The organism is Plantactinospora sp. CNZ320, assembly GCF_002846275.1.
The window spans coordinates 4,828,574-4,844,555 of the sequence record NZ_PJMP01000001.1 but is presented as its reverse complement, the minus strand read 5'-3'; the positions used below and the strand labels follow the sequence as shown (position 1 = coordinate 4,844,555).

Genomic DNA, 15,982 nt, shown 5'->3' with positions numbered 1-15,982 from the left:
TCGTGGCACTATTGAGTCCGGTCCACTCAACTTGTGGTGGGTGCGCTGCGGGCGGTGCCCGTCACCTGCCTTGTAACGAAGCGAGGAAGCGAAGATGGCACGTGCGGTCGGAATCGACCTCGGCACGACGAATTCCTGCGTCAGCGTTCTCGAGGGCGGTGAGCCCACCGTCATCGCGAACGCCGAGGGCTCGCGGACGACTCCTTCGATCGTCGCGTTCGCCCGCAACGGCGAGGTGCTCGTCGGTGAGGTCGCCAAGCGTCAGGCGGTGACCAACCCGGACCGGACCATCCGGTCGGTCAAGCGGGAGATGGGCACCAACTGGTCCGTCGACATCGACGGAAAGAAGTACACCTCGCAGGAGATCTCCGCCCGGACGCTGATGAAGCTGAAGCGGGACGCCGAGGCGTACCTCGGCGAGCGGATCACCGACGCCGTGATCACCGTTCCGGCGTACTTCAGCGACGCGCAGCGGACCGCCACCAAGGAGGCCGGGGAGATCGCCGGCTTCAACGTGCTGCGGATCGTGAACGAGCCGACCGCGGCGGCGCTGGCGTACGGGCTGGACAAGGGCTCCAAGGAGCAGACCGTCCTGGTCTTCGACCTCGGTGGCGGCACCTTCGACGTGTCGCTGCTGGAGTTGGCCGAGGGCGTCATCGAGGTCAAGTCGACGAGCGGTGACAACCACCTCGGTGGCGACGACTGGGACGAGCGGATCATCGACCACCTGGTGAAGACCTTCCGGGGCCAGCACGGGGTCGACCTCTCCCAGGACAAGATGGCGATGCAGCGGCTGCGCGAGGCGGCCGAGAAGGCCAAGATCGAGCTCTCCGCCGCCACCACCACCAGCATCAACCTGCCGTACATCACCGCCGGCCCGGCCGGTGGCGACGGTGCCCCGTCGGCGCCGCTGCACCTCGACGTGACGCTGACCCGGGCGGAGTTCCAGCGGATGACGCAGGACCTGCTCGATCGCTGCAAGGGCCCGTTCGACCAGGCCATCAAGGACGCCGGGGTCAAGGTCTCCGACGTCGACCACGTGATCCTGGTCGGCGGCTCGACCCGGATGCCGGCCGTCTCCGAGCTGGTCAAGCAGCTCACCGGCCGCGAGCCCAACAAGGGCGTCAACCCGGACGAGGTCGTCGCGGTCGGTGCCGCGCTCCAGGCCGGTGTGCTCAAGGGCGAGGTCAAGGACGTCCTGCTGCTCGACGTGACCCCGCTGTCGCTGGGCATCGAGACCAAGGGCGGCATCTTCACCAAGCTGATCGAGCGGAACACCACCATCCCGACCAAGCGCTCCGAGGTCTTCACCACCGCCGACGACAACCAGCCGTCGGTGCTGATCCAGGTCTTCCAGGGCGAGCGGGACATCGCGGCGTACAACAAGAAGCTCGGCACCTTCGAGCTGACCGGCCTGCCGCCGGCGCCGCGGGGCGTACCGCAGATCGAGGTCACCTTCGACATCGACGCGAACGGCATCGTGCACGTCAACGCGAAGGACCTCGGCACCGGCAAGGAGCAGTCGATGACGATCACCGGCGGCTCGGCGCTGCCGAAGGACGACATCGAGCGGATGATGCGGGACGCGCAGGACCACGCCGACGAGGACAAGCGGCGCCGGGACGAGGCGGAGACCCGCAACCAGGCCGAGCAGCTCCAGTGGCAGACCGAGAAGTTCCTCGCCGAGAGCGGGGACAAGCTGCCGGCCGAGCCGCGCGACAAGATCAACGAGGCGCTCGGCGACCTGCGCTCCGCGCTCGGCGGTACCGACCTGGAGAACGTCAAGTCGGCGCACGAGAAGCTGCTCAAGGTCTCTCAGGAGGCCGGTTCGCTGCTCTACGCGCAGCAGCAGGCCGAGCAGCAGGGGCAGCCGGGTGCCGCCGGTACCGGCCCGGAGGCCGGGCCGACCGGTGCGAAGGGCGGCGCCGACGACGTGGTGGACGCGGAGATCGTCGACGAGGACGACAAGAAGTGACGACGCGTTCGGCGCGTACCCGGGCCGGCCATGAGCACAACGGATCGAGGTAATGGAATGACGGACAAGCCACGAGCCGCCGACCCGGAAGCCACCGGGTCGGCGCCGGGTGGCTCCGCGACCGCTGGCCCTGCCTCGGGCACGGCCGGCGAGGGCGTCGTCATCCGGAACAACCGGAAGATCAATCTGACCGACGACCAGCCGGGCACCGGCGGAGCCGACCCGGAGGGTACGACCGACGGCACCAGGCTGGCGGCGAAGGACCCGAACCCGGATCCGGAGCCGCCGGGCGACGCCGAGCCGGTGGTGGCGGCCGGAGAGGTCGACGACACCGGGTCGAGCGGCGCCGCCGCCTCGGTGGACGACGCGAAATCGGCCGAGGACGGGCCGGAGCTGGCCGACGGTGCGACCACCGAGCCGGGCGAGGCGACCACCGACGAGGGCGAGGCCGCGACCACGGACCCGGCCACCCTGGTGGTGGACGAGGCCGAACTCGCCGAGGTACTGGCGGAGGAGACCCCGTCCGGCACCGAGGGGCCGGTGGTCGACGCCCCGGCCAAGCCGGTCACCGAGGCCACGGCCGAGGCCGACGGGCCCGGACCGCTCGGCGCCGAACTGGGTGCGCTGCGGGCCGAGCTGGACGAGCGGACCAGGGACCTCCAGCGGGTGACCGCGGAGTTCGCCAACTACCGCCGGCGGATGGACCGGGAGCGGGCCAGGGACGCGGACCGGGCCACCCGGGTCGTACTCGCCGCCCTGCTGCCGGTCCTCGACGACCTGGACCGGGCGCGGGAACACGGCGACCTGGTCGGGCCGTTCGGCACGGTGGCGGATCAGTTGATCGGGGCACTGGCCAAGTTCGGACTGACCCCGTTCGGCGAGAAGGGTGACCCCTTCGACCCGAACCTGCACGAGGCGGTCGCACACCAGACCTCGGCCGAGGTCACCGAACCGACCTGTGTGGAGGTGCTGCGTCGCGGCTACCAGGTCAACGACGCGCTGCTGCGGCCGGCGATGGTCGCGGTGGCCGACCCGGAGTGAGCGCTCCGGCGCCGAGGGAAACCGGGTCGGAGCGAGGTTGAGCCGGTGCGTCGCGGTCGAGGTGTCACCAGTACGCCGTCCGTCGGATGGGGTGCGGGTGGCACCTCGACCGCGCCACAGGGGAAGGGGGTGGACGACCGATGAGTTCCAAAGACTGGCTGGAGAAGGACTTCTACGCCGTGCTGGGGGTGGCCAAGTCCGCCTCCCCTGACGAGATCAAGAAGGCGTACCGGAAGCTGGCCAGGGAATCGCACCCGGACCACAACCCGGGTGACGCCCAGGCCGAGGAGCGGTTCAAGGCCGTCGCCGAGGCGTACGACGTACTCGCGGACGCGCGCAAGCGCAAGGAGTACGACGAGATGCGCTCGCTCTTCGGGTCGGGCGCGTTCCGCCGCAACGCCCGGTCCGGCGGGCCCGGCGGCTATCCGTTCGACGTCTCGGACCTCTTCGGCGGGGTCGGCCAGCCGGGCGGCGCGGGTGGCGACCGGCGGTTCGGCGGGGCGGGCTTCTCCGACCTGTTCAGTTCGATCTTCTCTGGCGGCGGTCCGACCCGGACCCGCGGCCCGGCCCGGGGTCGGGACGTGGAGGCCGAGGTCATGCTCGACTTCGGCGACGCGGTACGCGGGGTGACGGTGCCGTTGACGCTGCGCGCTCCCGGCGTCTGCGACACCTGCAACGGTGACGGCGCCAAGCCGGGGACACTGCCGCAGACCTGTCCGCAGTGCCGGGGCGCCGGAGTCGTGACCCGCAACCAGGGGTCGTTCAGCTTCTCCGAGCCGTGCCGGGAGTGCCAGGGTGTCGGCACGATCGTGGAGGAGAAGTGCCCGGAGTGCCGGGGCACCGGCGGGGTGACCAAGTCCCGCACGCTCAACGTGCGGTTTCCGGCCGGGGTCGCCGACGGCCAGCGGATCCGGCTCGCCGGCCGGGGTGAGCCCGGCGAGCGGGGCGGCCCGCCCGGCGACCTCTACGTCCTGGTCAAGGTCCGCGCCGACGACATCTTCGGGCGCAGCGGCGACGATCTGACCCTCACCGTGCCGATCACGATCGCGGAGGCGGTGCTCGGAACGGATCTGCGGGTGCCCACCCTGGACTCGGCGGTGACCCTGCGGGTGCCGCCGGGGACCCCGAGCGGCCGTACGCTGCGGGCCCGGGGCCGGGGTGTGGTCAGGCGGGACGGCCAGGCCGGTGACCTGCTGGTGACCGTGGAGATCGTGGTTCCCGAGCAGCTCTCGCCGGAGGCCAGGAAGGCGCTGGAGGAGTTCGCCGCGCAGACTCCGGCGGCGGCACGGGAACATCTCGACGCCCGGGTGCGTCGTTTCAACTGAGCTGTTGGCAACGCGGAGGTGATCGAAGGTGGCCGAGGAGTACATCGTCGTCTCGGTCGAGCAGGCGTCCGACGCCAAGGTTCTGATGATCTCGGTCGCGGCCCGGATGGCCGGCATGCACCCGCAGACGCTGCGGCAGTACGACCGGATGGGGCTGGTGCAGCCCGGCCGCGCCCCGGGCGGCGGGCGCCGGTACAGCGTCCGTGACGTCGCGCTGCTGCGTGAGGTGCAGCGGCTCAGCCAGGACGACGGGGTGAACCTGGCCGGCATCAAGCGGATCATCGTGCTGGAGCAGATGGTCGACGAGTTGCAGCAGCGGATCGCCGGGTTGCAGGCCGAGTTGGAGGCCGCCTACCGCCGGATAGCCGAGCTGGAGTCGCTGGGCGGGCTGCCTCGCCGGGACCTGGTGCCGACCAACCGGCCCTCGACGGCACTGGTCGTCTGGCGCCCCCGCCGCAGCACCGACCCGTCGGCCTGACCCCGGCCTACCCGGCCCCGTGTGCCCCGGTGCGTGTCCGGCGCTGCTGGGTGCGCCCGGTGCGCGCCCACCCCGTCGGGCCCGCCCCGTGAGCTGCTCTCGGGGCCGGCCCCTCCCGCATCACGGGACCGCCGGGTACCCGTACCGGGTGTCCGCAACCATTACTCCGGGTGTTTCGGGAACATTACGCCCGATTCTCGGAATCTATTAGCGAGAAGGCTCGGAAATCATTACCCCGGGTAGGCCGCGAGCCATCACCGTACATAGCGGTGACGTCGGGGTCCGGTGGTCTGTTGATCGCCGGATTTTTTCGTCGTACGGCCAGCAAAGGTCAATAAGCGCCCTGTCCGTCCGCCCCGGCAAGTGGGGGTACGGGCGACAGGTCGCCGAGTAGTGCCCCGGTGCCGCGCTATGACGCGGTCCTGCGGATGCCTGTGATCTGATCAAACACAATTGATCGACAGTTTTTGAAATGCTCTCTCGGTTACAAGATTGTTTTATTGACGACTATCAATGTCGTGACTATGGTGGGCTGCGGGCGCGACCGCATCGCGACGACCGGAAGGGAACTACCATGTCCAACGTGATGGCTGTCGGCGGCGTACTCGCGGCATTGTTTGCCTCGACGGTAGCTACCGAGCCTTTGGTGACGCCTGCCGAGAGGGTCACCATCAGCGTGGAGACCGTCAATGGATCCGGCTGCCCGGCGGGGACGGCCGAGGTGAGTACCGCAGCCGACAACACGGCCTTCACGGTGAGCTACAGCGACTACTACGTCCTGGCCGGCGCCGGGGCGAAGCCGACCGAGTTCAGGAAGAACTGCCAGCTCAACCTGCGGGTCAACATCCCCCAAGGGCTCACCTTCGCGGTGTCCCAGGTGGATCTGCAGGGCTTCGCCTACCTCCAGCGGGGAGCCAGCGGCTCGCAGCACTCGCACTACTACTGGATGGGCAGTTCGTCGACGGCGCAGACCAGTCACGAGTTCACCGGGCCGTACGTCGGCGGCTGGCGTGTCTCCGACCGGGCCGCCTCCCTGGTCTACGCACCCTGCGGCGAGTCGCGCAACCTCAACGTCAACACCGAGCTGCGGGTGGACGGCGGCAACGGCGACAACGGCACGAGCTTCATGGTGATGGACTCCAGCCGGGGCAGTGTGCGCAGCGTCTACCACCTCAGTTGGAAAGAGTGCTGATCGCGTCGCCGTAATCGCGGCCCCTACGTAAGGTCCGTGGGGTCAACGCGAATCAAAAGGCCCCTGGGTCGGCCGATGGAATTGTGAAAGTCCATCGTGCCTGACCCGGGGGCCTCTCTGTGTATCTGGCGTCAGGTTGTCGTACCAGCTTTTCGGCCAATACGCATTCAACTTTAGGACATTGACGAACATCAATAAATAGAGTTAGGGTGTGCCTGCGCGCGCGACATTATCGCCACGATCGGGAGGGAACCCATGATCAGTGTGCTGGCCATTGGCAGTCTCGTTGCCTCGATGCTCGGCGGGATTGTCATCCCGACGGATCCGCCCGTGGAGCCTCCGGAACAGCAGATTGTCATCGACGTCATTACCATCAATGGCTCGGGTTGCCCGGCCGGGACCGCGGCCGTCGCGGTCGCCCCCGACAACACCGCCTTCACGGTGACCTACAGCGACTATCTCGCCCAGGTCGGCGTGGGGGCGCGACCGACCGACGCCCGGAAGAACTGCCAGCTGGCCCTACAGGTGCACGTCCCGGAGGGCTTCACCTACGCCATCCTCCAGGCCGACTACCGCGGCTACGCCTACCTGGCCAACGGCGCGACCGCGGTGTCGCGGGCGAACTACTACTTCCAGGGCTCCTCGCCGACGACGTACAAGAACCACAACTTCAGCGGCCCGCTGGACGACAGTTGGCAGACGACCGACACCTCGGAACTCACCTCGGTGAGCTACGCGCCCTGCGGGGAGATGCGTTTCCTCAACATCAACACCGAACTGCGGGTGAACGTCGGGACGTCCAACCCGGCGACCACCACCAGTTTCATGGCGATGGACTCGACGGATGGTGGCATCAACACCATCTACCACTTCGCATGGAAGAAGTGCGAACAGTCCTGACGTGAGGCCTCCGGGTTGGGATGCGGGAATTTGCTCCGGCATCCCGGCCCTGGGGGCGGGGCCCGCCCGGTCGGGATTGTCCGGGCCGTGCGGGCACCGGCGAAGAGGGCCATCCGATCGATGGATGACGTTTGAAACATCGCGCGGGCAACGGCCCGCGCGACGGTGACCGAAGGGAGCCCCGGAAATGTTGCACACATTAGTCATCGGCAGCCTGGCGGCGTCGTTATTGGGTCTGCCGGTACTCGACGATCCCGTGCCGACCACGAATCCGCCGGCCGAACGCATCACCATCGAGGTCAAGACGGTCAACGGGTCGGGTTGCCGGCTCGGGACGGCGGCGGTCGCCACGGCGCCGGACAACACGGCCTTCACCGTGACCTACAGCGACTACCTCGCCCAAGCCGGCGCGGGTACCGCACCGACCGACTTCCGGAAGAACTGCCAACTGGTTCTCCAGGTGAACGTCCCCGGCGGGTTCACGTACGCGATCCGGCAGGCCGACTACCGCGGCTTCGCCCACCTCGAACGCGGTGCCAGCGGCATGCAACGGGCGAGCTACTACATTCAGGGAACGTCGCCGACGGCGACCGAGACGCACACCATCCCGGGACCGATCAGTGACAGCTGGCAGACCACCGACGTCACGGACATGGCCGAACTGGTCTACGCCCCCTGCGGCGAGGTCCGGCTGCTGAACATCAACACCGAGTTGCGGGTGAACCGCGGCACGTCGGATCCGAAGACCACCAGCTTCATCATGATGGACTCCACCGACACCAGCGTCAGCACCACGTACCACTTCAACTGGATGCGGTGCGAGTAGTCCTCGCCGGGACCCGGTCCCGGCCCGTACCAGGCAGGGCGGGCACCACGTGCACCGGTACGGCAGCCGCCGGCCGGCGTCGTGACGCTCCGAGCGAAGAACTCCGCTGGCGCTCGTCGAGAGGTACTTCGAGCGCCAGCTCTTCCTGTCCGCCCGGCCCGCCACCCCGCGGCTGGTGAGTGGGGAGTCCCGGGGGCGGTCTCCGGGATCGGGTCAGCTCAACCGGCGAGCCTGCCGCACCAGACCGCCCTCGCACCAGTCGCGGTAGTCGAACAGCTCCGGCCTCGCCTGGAGCATCCGGGTGTTGTGCGCCCAGATGGCCATCGGCTCGTCGCCGAGCCGCTCGGCCTGCTCGACCAGCTTGCGCAACCGTCGCTTCGGATGAGCCTGGAACTTGGTCCGGATGCCGTCCGCGGCGTAGATGTAGAGGCAGTGCAGCGCGAAGCGCCGGGCCGGACAGGACGGGTCCATCGCCAGGTCGAAGAGGGTGCCGATCAGCCGGTCCCCGGAGACGAGCAGGTCCCAGTCCTTCGGCATCGTGTGCAGCGGTACCGAGTCCGGCTCGTAGGCCCAGGCACGAAGCTCGGCTGGGGACGGGTCCACCGGGTTGGCAAAGCCCTGGAACGCGGAATCCTGCACGCTCAACGGGCCGCCTTTCCGCTCACGCGGCTGCCGGGCGCACGCCGGCCCCGCTGGTACCTGTGGCTACTGGGGCGACACGGTAACGCGCTGTTGCCGACCTGCGAAAGGGTCGTCACGTGCTATTTCATCAACCCGTTACGCGTCGATGAATCGGCCGGACGGTGATCCCGGTATGTGGGGCGCGGGCGGTGTCCGCCGCGCCCCGACTCACTCCGTGACCGCGGCCGGTGCCGGTCCACCGGGGGCGGCCCGGCGGCGCAGCCACCGCTTGAACCAGGCGAAGTCGGGCAACCGGGCCAACATCGGGCCGGTCACCACGGTGATCAGCACGTACGCGGTGGCCAGCGGGCCGAGCTGCGGATTGACCACGCTGGTGGCGACGGCCAGCCCGGCGATGACGATGGAGAACTCGCCGCGCGGTGTCAGGGCGAACCCGGCCCGCCACCGGCCCGGCAGCCCGATGCCGACCCGTTTCGCCGCCACGTAACCGGTAAGCACCTTGGTGGCCATGGTGACCACGGCCAGGGCCAGCGCCGGCAGCAGCACTGGCGGGATTGCCCGGGGATCGGTGTTCAGTCCGAAGAAGACGAAGAAGACGGCGGCGAAGAGGTCCCGCAGCGGCGAGAGCAGCTCGGTCGCGTTGTGCGCCACCGGCCCGGAGAGGGCGATGCCGACCAGGAACGCACCGACCGCCGCCGAAACCTGGAGCCCGGCCGCGATGCCGGCGACCAGCAGGGTCAGTCCGAGTACGCCGAGCAGCAGCGCCTCCGGGTCCTTGGCGGAGAGCATCCGGGAGATGAAGTGGCCGTACCGGATCGCCACCACCAGCACCACGACCACGGTGAAGACCGCGACGGCGAGTGCGATGCCGCCGCCGAGCAGGCTCTGACCACTGAGGATCGCGGTGACCAGGGGCAGGTACAGCGCCATCGCGAGGTCCTCGATGACCAGTACCGACAGGATGACCGGGGTCTCCCGGTTACCGACCCGGCCGAGGTCGGCCAGTACCTTGGCGATGACGCCGGACGAGGAGACCCAGGTGACGCCGGCAAGTACGACCGCGCCGATCCAGCCCCAGCCGAGCAGCAGCCCGAAGGCCGCGCCGGGCAGGGCGTTGAGCAGCCCGTCGACCAGCCCGGCCGGTGCGGCGGCGCGCAGGTTGCCGACCAGTTCGCTGGCGGAGTATTCCAGGCCCAGCATGACCAGCAGCAGGATCACGCCGATCTCGGCGCCGACCTCGAAGAACTCCTCGCTGGCCGAGAGCGGCACCAGGCCGCCGCGCCCGAAGGCGAGCCCTGCGAGCAGATAGAGCGGGATCGGCGAGAGTCCGATCCGCCGGCTGAGCCGGCTGAGCAGTCCCAGGGCGAGCAGCAGCGCGCCCACTTCGATGAGCAGGACAGTGGTGTGGTGCATACGCCTCAGCCGTCCGGATCGGTCTCGGCGAGGATCGCGGTGACACCGTCCAGTCCCTGGCGGGTGCCGACCACGACCACGACATCGCCGGCTTCGAACCGGAAGGTCGGATCGGGTGAGGCGATCACCTCGCGTTCCCGGAGGACCGCGACGATGGATGCGCCGGTACGGGTGCGAGTCTGCGTGTCGCCGAGCCGACGGCCGACGTACCGCGAGCCGGCCGGGATGGCGATCTGCTCGGTGAGCAGCCCGGCAGCCTGCTGGCGCAGCCCGGAGAGCTGGCCGAGCATCAGGGAGGCGCCGAGGATGTCGGCAAGCGCCTCCGCCTCGTCGTCGGTGAGCGGGACGTCTGCGGTGCAGGAGTCCGGATCATCTGGGTCGTAAAGCACCAGATCGCGTCGGCCGTTGCGGTGCGTGACCACACCGAGTCGGCGGCCAGAGGCGGTGATCACGTCGTGACGTACGCCGATCCCGGGCAGCGCCGTCTGCTCAACACGTACTCGCACGGAGCCCACCGTACCCGTTGTCGATCGTGGGCTGGTACCGGTGCCGGGCGGGCGGGGAACCGCCCCGCCGGTTGACGGCTCGTGCTCGCTGGAGGTGACCGATGCGTATCTCGGAAGGTCGTACCAGACGGCTGCTGGCGCCGGTTCTGGCCGTCGCGGTCATCGGCGGCTGCACCGCCGGCCCGGTCGGGGAGATCCGGCGGACCGCCCCCGCCCGGCCGGCCGACCCGGCCCCGCCGGTGGATCCGGCTCCGCCGGTGGAGTCGCGCACCGTGCGACTTCCCGTCCCGCCGAACGCCGTGCCGCACCAGATCGAGTTCCTGGACGCGGCGCGCGGCTACGCGCTCTTCGTCGCCAACGGCGCGCAGACGGCCTCCGCCGACCCGGCACCCGAACCGTCCGGGCCGAACTCGACCTCGCTGCTCTTCGGCACTGCCGACGGTGGGCGCTCCTGGCAGCGTCTGCGCCATCCGCACCCGGCCGGCTTTCCGCAGATGTACGCCGGCAACGGCCGGCTGGTGCTCTGGGTCGAGCCGAACTGGTACGTCTCCACCGACGCCGGCCGGACCTTCCAGCGGCACGTGGGCGAGCGGCCACCGACCAGCTACCACCCGACGCAGGGGCTCTACCAGGTCTGCTGCGAGGGCGACGAGTCGCCAGCGGTGGTCCGGTGGACCGGTGCGGACCTCCGGAGCGTGCCGGCCCAGCCGCCGATACCGGGGCTCTGGAGCGTGGCGTACGCGGGTGACCGGCTGCTCGCCGCCGGGTTGGCGGACGGCCGGGCGTACGTGGCCGGCTCGCCGGACGGCGGGCGGAGCTGGCAGGCGACCGGGTTGCCGTCGGTCGACGGCGGTCTGTCGGCCGTGCTGCCGATGATGGCGCCCGACGGCGACGCCTGGCTGGCCGGGCACGCCGACGACCGGACCCGCTTCCCGCGGCTGTGGCGGCGGGCCGGCGCAGGGAAGCCACCCGGCTGGGTACCGGCCGATCCGGTGAACCCGCCGGAGCGGTTCAGCTCGGCGGTGCCGCTCGGTGCCGGGCGGCTGGCGGTGACCTCGCGCCGGGGCGTGGAGCTGGTCGAGCGGGGCCGGTTCGTGGAGCTGTCCTGGCCGGTCGGGGACAATTACCTGCGGGTACTGGCCGACGGGACGTTGTTCGCCGCGCACCCGCCCAGCGGTGAGGCGTGGCTCGGTCTCGGCGCCGGTACGGACCGGCGGTGGGTCGCGCTGCGGTTGACTTGATCGAGGGTGTGGGCTGCCGGACGTGGTGTCGGAGGGCTGCTGCCGGAAGGTCGTCAGCGGGGCGACGAGCGACGAATGTGACTGACCTCACGCCGTTAGAGTTGAGTGGAATAGACTCAACTCTGATTGTGTCGTTCGTACTGGAGGTGGTGTCGCCGGGCGGCGGCGTCACCGACCGCCACGCTGCCGATGCCGGCCAGTGCCACGGCCGGCGGACCGTATTGGGAGCCCATGAACGCCGAACGTCTCACCACGAAGAGCCGCGAAGTCATCACCGGCGCCGTCGCGACGGCGAACCAGCGCGGCCACGCCACAGTCGAACCGTGGCACCTGCTGCTGTCCCTGCTGGACACCGGCGGCTCCACCGCGGCCGGCCTGCTGCGCGCGGTCGGGGCGAATCCGGCCGACATCCGGCGAGCCGCCGCCCGAGCCGTGGAGAACCAACCGGCCGCCCGCGGGTCCAGCGTCGCCGAGCCGAGCCTGTCCCGGGAGTTCGTCAACGCGATCGGCGCGGCCGAGCAGATCGCCCGGCCGCTCGGCGACGAGTACACCTCCACCGAGCACCTGCTGGCCGGGCTGGCCCGGGTCGGCGGGGCGGTCGCCAGCGCCCTCAAGCAGGCCGGCGCCACCGAGGAGAACCTGGTCGCCGCCTTCCCGGCGGTACGCGGCGGCGACCGCCGGGTCACCACCGCCGACCCGGAGCAGACCTACCAGGCGCTGGAGAAGTACGGCGTCGACCTGACCGCCAGCGCCCGGGACGGCAAGATCGACCCGGTGATCGGCCGGGACGCCGAGATCCGCCGGGTGATCCAGGTGCTCTCCCGGCGTACCAAGAACAACCCGGTGCTGATCGGCGAGCCCGGCGTCGGCAAGACCGCGATCGTCGAGGGGCTGGCCCAGCGGATCGTCGCCGGTGACGTCCCCGAGTCGCTGCGGGACAAGAAGCTGGTCTCGCTCGACCTCGGCGCGATGGTCGCCGGTGCGCAGTACCGGGGGCAGTTCGAGGAGCGGCTCAAGTCGGTGCTGGAGGAGATCAAGAACTCCGACGGCCAGGTCATCACCTTCCTCGACGAGCTGCACACGGTGGTCGGCGCCGGCAAGGGCGAGGGCTCGATGGACGCCGGCAACATGCTCAAGCCGATGCTGGCCCGGGGCGAGCTGCGGATGGTCGGCGCCACCACCCTGGACGAGTACCGCGAGCACATCGAGAAGGACCCGGCGCTGGAACGGCGCTTCCAGCCGGTGCTGGTCGGCGAGCCCACCATCGAGGACACCATCGGCATCCTGCGCGGGCTCAAGGAGCGCTACGAGGTGCACCACGGGGTACGCATCACCGATGCCGCGCTGGTCGCCGCCGCCAGCCTCTCCGACCGGTACATCACCGACCGGTTCCTGCCGGACAAGGCGATCGACCTGGTCGACGAGTCCGCCTCCCGGCTCCGGATGGAGATCGACTCCCGGCCGACCGAGGTCGACGAGATCGAGCGGGCGGTACGCCGGCTGGAGATCGAGGAGATGGCGCTGGCCAAGGAGCCCGACCCGGCCTCGGCCGAGCGGCTCGCACGGCTCCGCAAGGAGCTGGCCGACAAGCGCGAGCAGCTCACCGCGCTCAGCGAGCGGTGGCGGCTGGAGAAGGAGCACATCACCCGGATCTCCACCGCCAAGGAGGAGCTGGAGCGGCTCGGCGGCGAGGCCGAGCGGGCCGAGCGGGACGGCGAGCTGGAACGCGCCGCCGAGCTGCGCTACGGCCGGATCCCCGAGTTGAAGGCCGCGCTGACCCGGGCCGAGGGCGAACTCGCCGGGCTCCAGGCCGACGGGGCGATGCTCAAGGAGGAGGTCGGCGCCGACGACATCGCCGCGGTGGTCGCCGCCTGGACCGGCATCCCGGCCGGCCGGCTGATGGAGGGCGAGACCGCCAAACTGCTCCGGATGGAGTCGTCGCTCGGCGCCCGCGTGGTCGGCCAGCCTGAGGCGGTGGCAGCGGTCTCCGACGCGGTACGCCGGGCCCGCGCCGGGGTCGCCGACCCCGACCGCCCGACCGGCAGCTTCCTCTTCCTCGGCCCGACCGGCGTCGGCAAGACCGAGCTGGGCAAGGCGCTCGCCGAGTTCCTCTTCGACGACGAGCGGGCGATGGTCCGGATCGACATGAGCGAGTACGCCGAGAAGCACTCGGTGGCCCGGCTCGTCGGCGCCCCGCCCGGCTACGTCGGGTACGAGGAGGGCGGGCAGCTCACCGAGGCGGTGCGCCGCCGGCCGTACTCGGTGATCCTGCTGGACGAGGTGGAGAAGGCACACCCGGACGTCTTCGACGTACTGCTCCAGGTGCTCGACGACGGCCGGCTCACCGACGGCCAGGGGCGTACCGTCGACTTCCGCAACGCCATCCTGATCCTCACCTCCAACCTCGGCTCGGCGGTCGTCTCCGATCTGACGCTGGGCGAGGAGGAGCGCCGGGAGGCGGTGCTGGCGGTGGTCCGCTCGCACTTCAAGCCGGAGTTCCTCAACCGGCTCGACGACATCGTGGTCTTCGCCTCGCTGACCGGGCAGGAACTGCGCGGGATCGTGGACATCCAGCTCGACCGGCTGCGGCGGCGACTCGCCGAACGGCGACTCGGGCTGGAGGTCACCGACGCGGCCCGCAGCTGGCTCGCCGAGCACGGGTACGACCCGATCTACGGTGCCCGGCCGCTGCGCCGGCTGGTGCAGTCGGCGATCGGCGACCGGCTGGCCAAGGCGTTGCTGGCCGGCGAGGTGCGCGACGGCGACACCGTCCGGGTCGACATCGCCGACACCAAGGAGTCGCTGACCGTCGCCCGGGTCTGAGCGGGCATCCTGCGGGGCCGGTCCGAACATCGGGCCGGCCCCGTCGTCCGTGCGGGCTGCCGAGGGGTACGGCGGGCTGCCGGCGAGCGCTCCGGGCCGGATCGGGTCACCATTGACGGCATGAGCGAGTTACCGGGACGGGACGACCAACTGGCGACGGCGGTACGCGAACTGGCCGGCGCCGACGTCGTCGCGTTCGGCGGGGTGGGCCTCGCCGGCCAGGTGTTGCCGCCCACCGAGGCGTACCGGACCGTTGAGGCGGCCCTACCGGAGCAGGCTGCGGAACTCCGTCCCCGGCTGGCCTGGTTGCTGGCGAACGGCTCTCCGGCCGGCAAGGCGTACGCGGCGACGTTGCTCGACCGGCTGGACCCGGCGGCGGCCCGGGAAGCCTGGCGGGGACTGCTCGACGACCGGGCCGAACTGACCACCTTCAGCGGCTGCCTGATGGACCAGACCACCCTGGGCGAGTACGCCGCCAGCCGACTCGGCCGGGACTGAGGCTCCGGCCCGCTCCGGGCGACGGCTGAGAGGACTCCAGCCCTCGCTCCGGGCGGCGCGCGAAGGGCTCCGGCCTGCTCCGGGCGGCACCGCCAGCGGCGGTTCACCCCGGATCGGCGGGACCGATACCGATACGGTGGTCCGGAATCTGGGAAGTGTGTCCTGGGAACGTTCGATCCGCACAACCCGATCCCGGGACTCCCCGCGCCGGGGGGACCCGAGCCAGGAAAGGAGAACCGTGTCGGAACCAGCCAGTTCCGGGCCGACCGCGAGGCCGCGCCCGAGCACCGTCACCATCGCCAGTTACCTGCTGTATCTGGCGGCGGCCATGATCGTCGTGTCGTCGGTGGTCAGCCTCACCACGCTCGGAACCGTCTCGACCATCTTCCGTGAGGAGTACGCCGGGACAGCCGTCGAGGGTGCCGAGGGCTTCGCCGTCGGTTTCACCGTGTTCAGCGTCGTACTGCAACTACTGATCGCCATCGGCCTGGTGGTGCTGGCCCTGCTGAACAACCAGGGCCGAAACGGTGCCCGGATCGCCACCTGGGTGGTCGCCGGGGTCGGGGTCTGCTGCGTCGGGCTGGGTGCCGCTGGCACGGCGCTCTCCGGGGTGGGCACCGGAACCTCCACAGCGGACGGCCCGGACAACGCCGAGATCCAGCGCCGGCTCGAAGCGGAGCTGCCCTCCTGGAGCGCGCCGCTCACGACGATCTGCTCGATCATCGCGCTGCTGGCGTTGATCGCCGCGATCATCCTGCTCGCGCTCCCGGCGTCGAACGAGTTCTTCCGCAAGCAGCCGGCCGGCTGGGAGCCACCGGTACCGGGTGCGACGTACCCGGGCCAGCAGCCGCCCTACCCGGGCCAGTCGCAGGCCTCCGGCACCGACCCCGGGTACCCGCAGTACCCGTCGACCGAGCCGCCGTCGAACCCGCCCGGCAACCCGCCGTCGAATCCGTCCGGCAACCCGCCGAGCTGAATCCCCGCAACAGCCCGGATCCCCCGGTCGGCACCGGCCGCCGGGGGATCCGGCGTTTCCGGCGGCCGGACCACTGCCTTCGGGTGGTGACGCCGGGTGCGGCACCGCCCCCGGAGCCTCGCCCGCCGGGTGAGTCCTTTTCCGAT

Annotated in this window: 14 protein-coding genes; 11 read left to right on the top strand and 3 right to left on the bottom strand. The window is 70.4% G+C overall.

Annotated elements, in window-relative coordinates; translation table 11 throughout:
• Positions 1–94 precede the first annotated feature (94 nt).
• The 7 genes from dnaK (at position 95) to CLT71_RS21535 (ending at position 7,737) form a co-directional block, all read left to right on the top strand.
• Complete coding sequence (gene dnaK / locus CLT71_RS21565) at positions 95–1,975, top strand: molecular chaperone DnaK (protein ID WP_101368698.1); 1,881 nt, start codon at positions 95–97, stop codon at positions 1,973–1,975.
• A 57-nt stretch (positions 1,976–2,032) separates the two neighbouring features.
• The gene (gene grpE / locus CLT71_RS21560; RefSeq protein ID WP_101368697.1) at positions 2,033–3,016 is read left to right on the top strand and encodes a nucleotide exchange factor GrpE; all 984 of its coding nucleotides are present in this window, start codon (positions 2,033–2,035) and stop codon (positions 3,014–3,016) included.
• A gap of 140 nt (positions 3,017–3,156) precedes the next feature.
• Complete coding sequence (gene dnaJ, locus CLT71_RS21555) at positions 3,157–4,341, top strand: molecular chaperone DnaJ (RefSeq protein WP_101368696.1); 1,185 nt, start codon at positions 3,157–3,159, stop codon at positions 4,339–4,341.
• Between the two features lie 85 nt (positions 4,342–4,426).
• Entirely contained in the window at positions 4,427–4,819 is a 393-nt protein-coding gene (locus tag CLT71_RS21550; RefSeq protein ID WP_101371662.1) for a heat shock protein transcriptional repressor HspR, read from the top strand.
• Positions 4,820–5,465: 646 nt separating this feature from the next.
• Complete coding sequence (locus tag CLT71_RS21545) at positions 5,466–6,011, top strand: DUF4360 domain-containing protein (protein WP_486483378.1); 546 nt, start codon at positions 5,466–5,468, stop codon at positions 6,009–6,011.
• Between the two features lie 255 nt (positions 6,012–6,266).
• Positions 6,267–6,911, top strand: coding sequence for a DUF4360 domain-containing protein (locus tag CLT71_RS21540; protein ID WP_101368694.1), 645 nt, complete (start codon positions 6,267–6,269; stop codon positions 6,909–6,911).
• A gap of 187 nt (positions 6,912–7,098) precedes the next feature.
• Positions 7,099–7,737, top strand: a complete 639-nt coding sequence (locus CLT71_RS21535) for a DUF4360 domain-containing protein (protein WP_101368693.1) — start codon at positions 7,099–7,101, stop codon at positions 7,735–7,737.
• A gap of 213 nt (positions 7,738–7,950) precedes the next feature.
• On the opposite strand, the gene CLT71_RS21530 is transcribed toward CLT71_RS21535, so the two are convergent.
• The 3 genes from CLT71_RS21530 to CLT71_RS21520 form a co-directional block, all read right to left on the bottom strand.
• Positions 7,951–8,382: a hypothetical protein gene (locus CLT71_RS21530; RefSeq protein ID WP_101368692.1), complete on the bottom strand. Its 432-nt coding sequence runs from the start codon at positions 8,380–8,382 to the stop codon at positions 7,951–7,953.
• A 204-nt stretch (positions 8,383–8,586) separates the two neighbouring features.
• Positions 8,587–9,792: a cation:proton antiporter gene (locus CLT71_RS21525; protein WP_101368691.1), complete on the bottom strand. Its 1,206-nt coding sequence runs from the start codon at positions 9,790–9,792 to the stop codon at positions 8,587–8,589.
• Between the two features lie 5 nt (positions 9,793–9,797).
• Positions 9,798–10,298: a cation:proton antiporter regulatory subunit gene (locus CLT71_RS21520; RefSeq protein WP_101371661.1), complete on the bottom strand. Its 501-nt coding sequence runs from the start codon at positions 10,296–10,298 to the stop codon at positions 9,798–9,800.
• 101 nt (positions 10,299–10,399) lie between these two features.
• On the opposite strand from CLT71_RS21520, the gene CLT71_RS21515 reads away from it, so the two are divergent.
• The 4 genes from CLT71_RS21515 (at position 10,400) to CLT71_RS21500 (ending at position 15,836) form a co-directional block, all read left to right on the top strand.
• Positions 10,400–11,539, top strand: a complete 1,140-nt coding sequence (locus tag CLT71_RS21515; protein WP_101368690.1) for a hypothetical protein — start codon at positions 10,400–10,402, stop codon at positions 11,537–11,539.
• Between the two features lie 231 nt (positions 11,540–11,770).
• Complete coding sequence (gene clpB / locus CLT71_RS21510) at positions 11,771–14,362, top strand: ATP-dependent chaperone ClpB (RefSeq protein WP_101368689.1); 2,592 nt, start codon at positions 11,771–11,773, stop codon at positions 14,360–14,362.
• A gap of 120 nt (positions 14,363–14,482) precedes the next feature.
• Entirely contained in the window at positions 14,483–14,860 is a 378-nt protein-coding gene (locus tag CLT71_RS21505; protein WP_101368688.1) for a hypothetical protein, read from the top strand.
• Positions 14,861–15,098: 238 nt separating this feature from the next.
• Complete coding sequence (locus tag CLT71_RS21500; protein ID WP_101368687.1) at positions 15,099–15,836, top strand: hypothetical protein; 738 nt, start codon at positions 15,099–15,101, stop codon at positions 15,834–15,836.
• Positions 15,837–15,982: the final 146 nt, after the last annotated feature.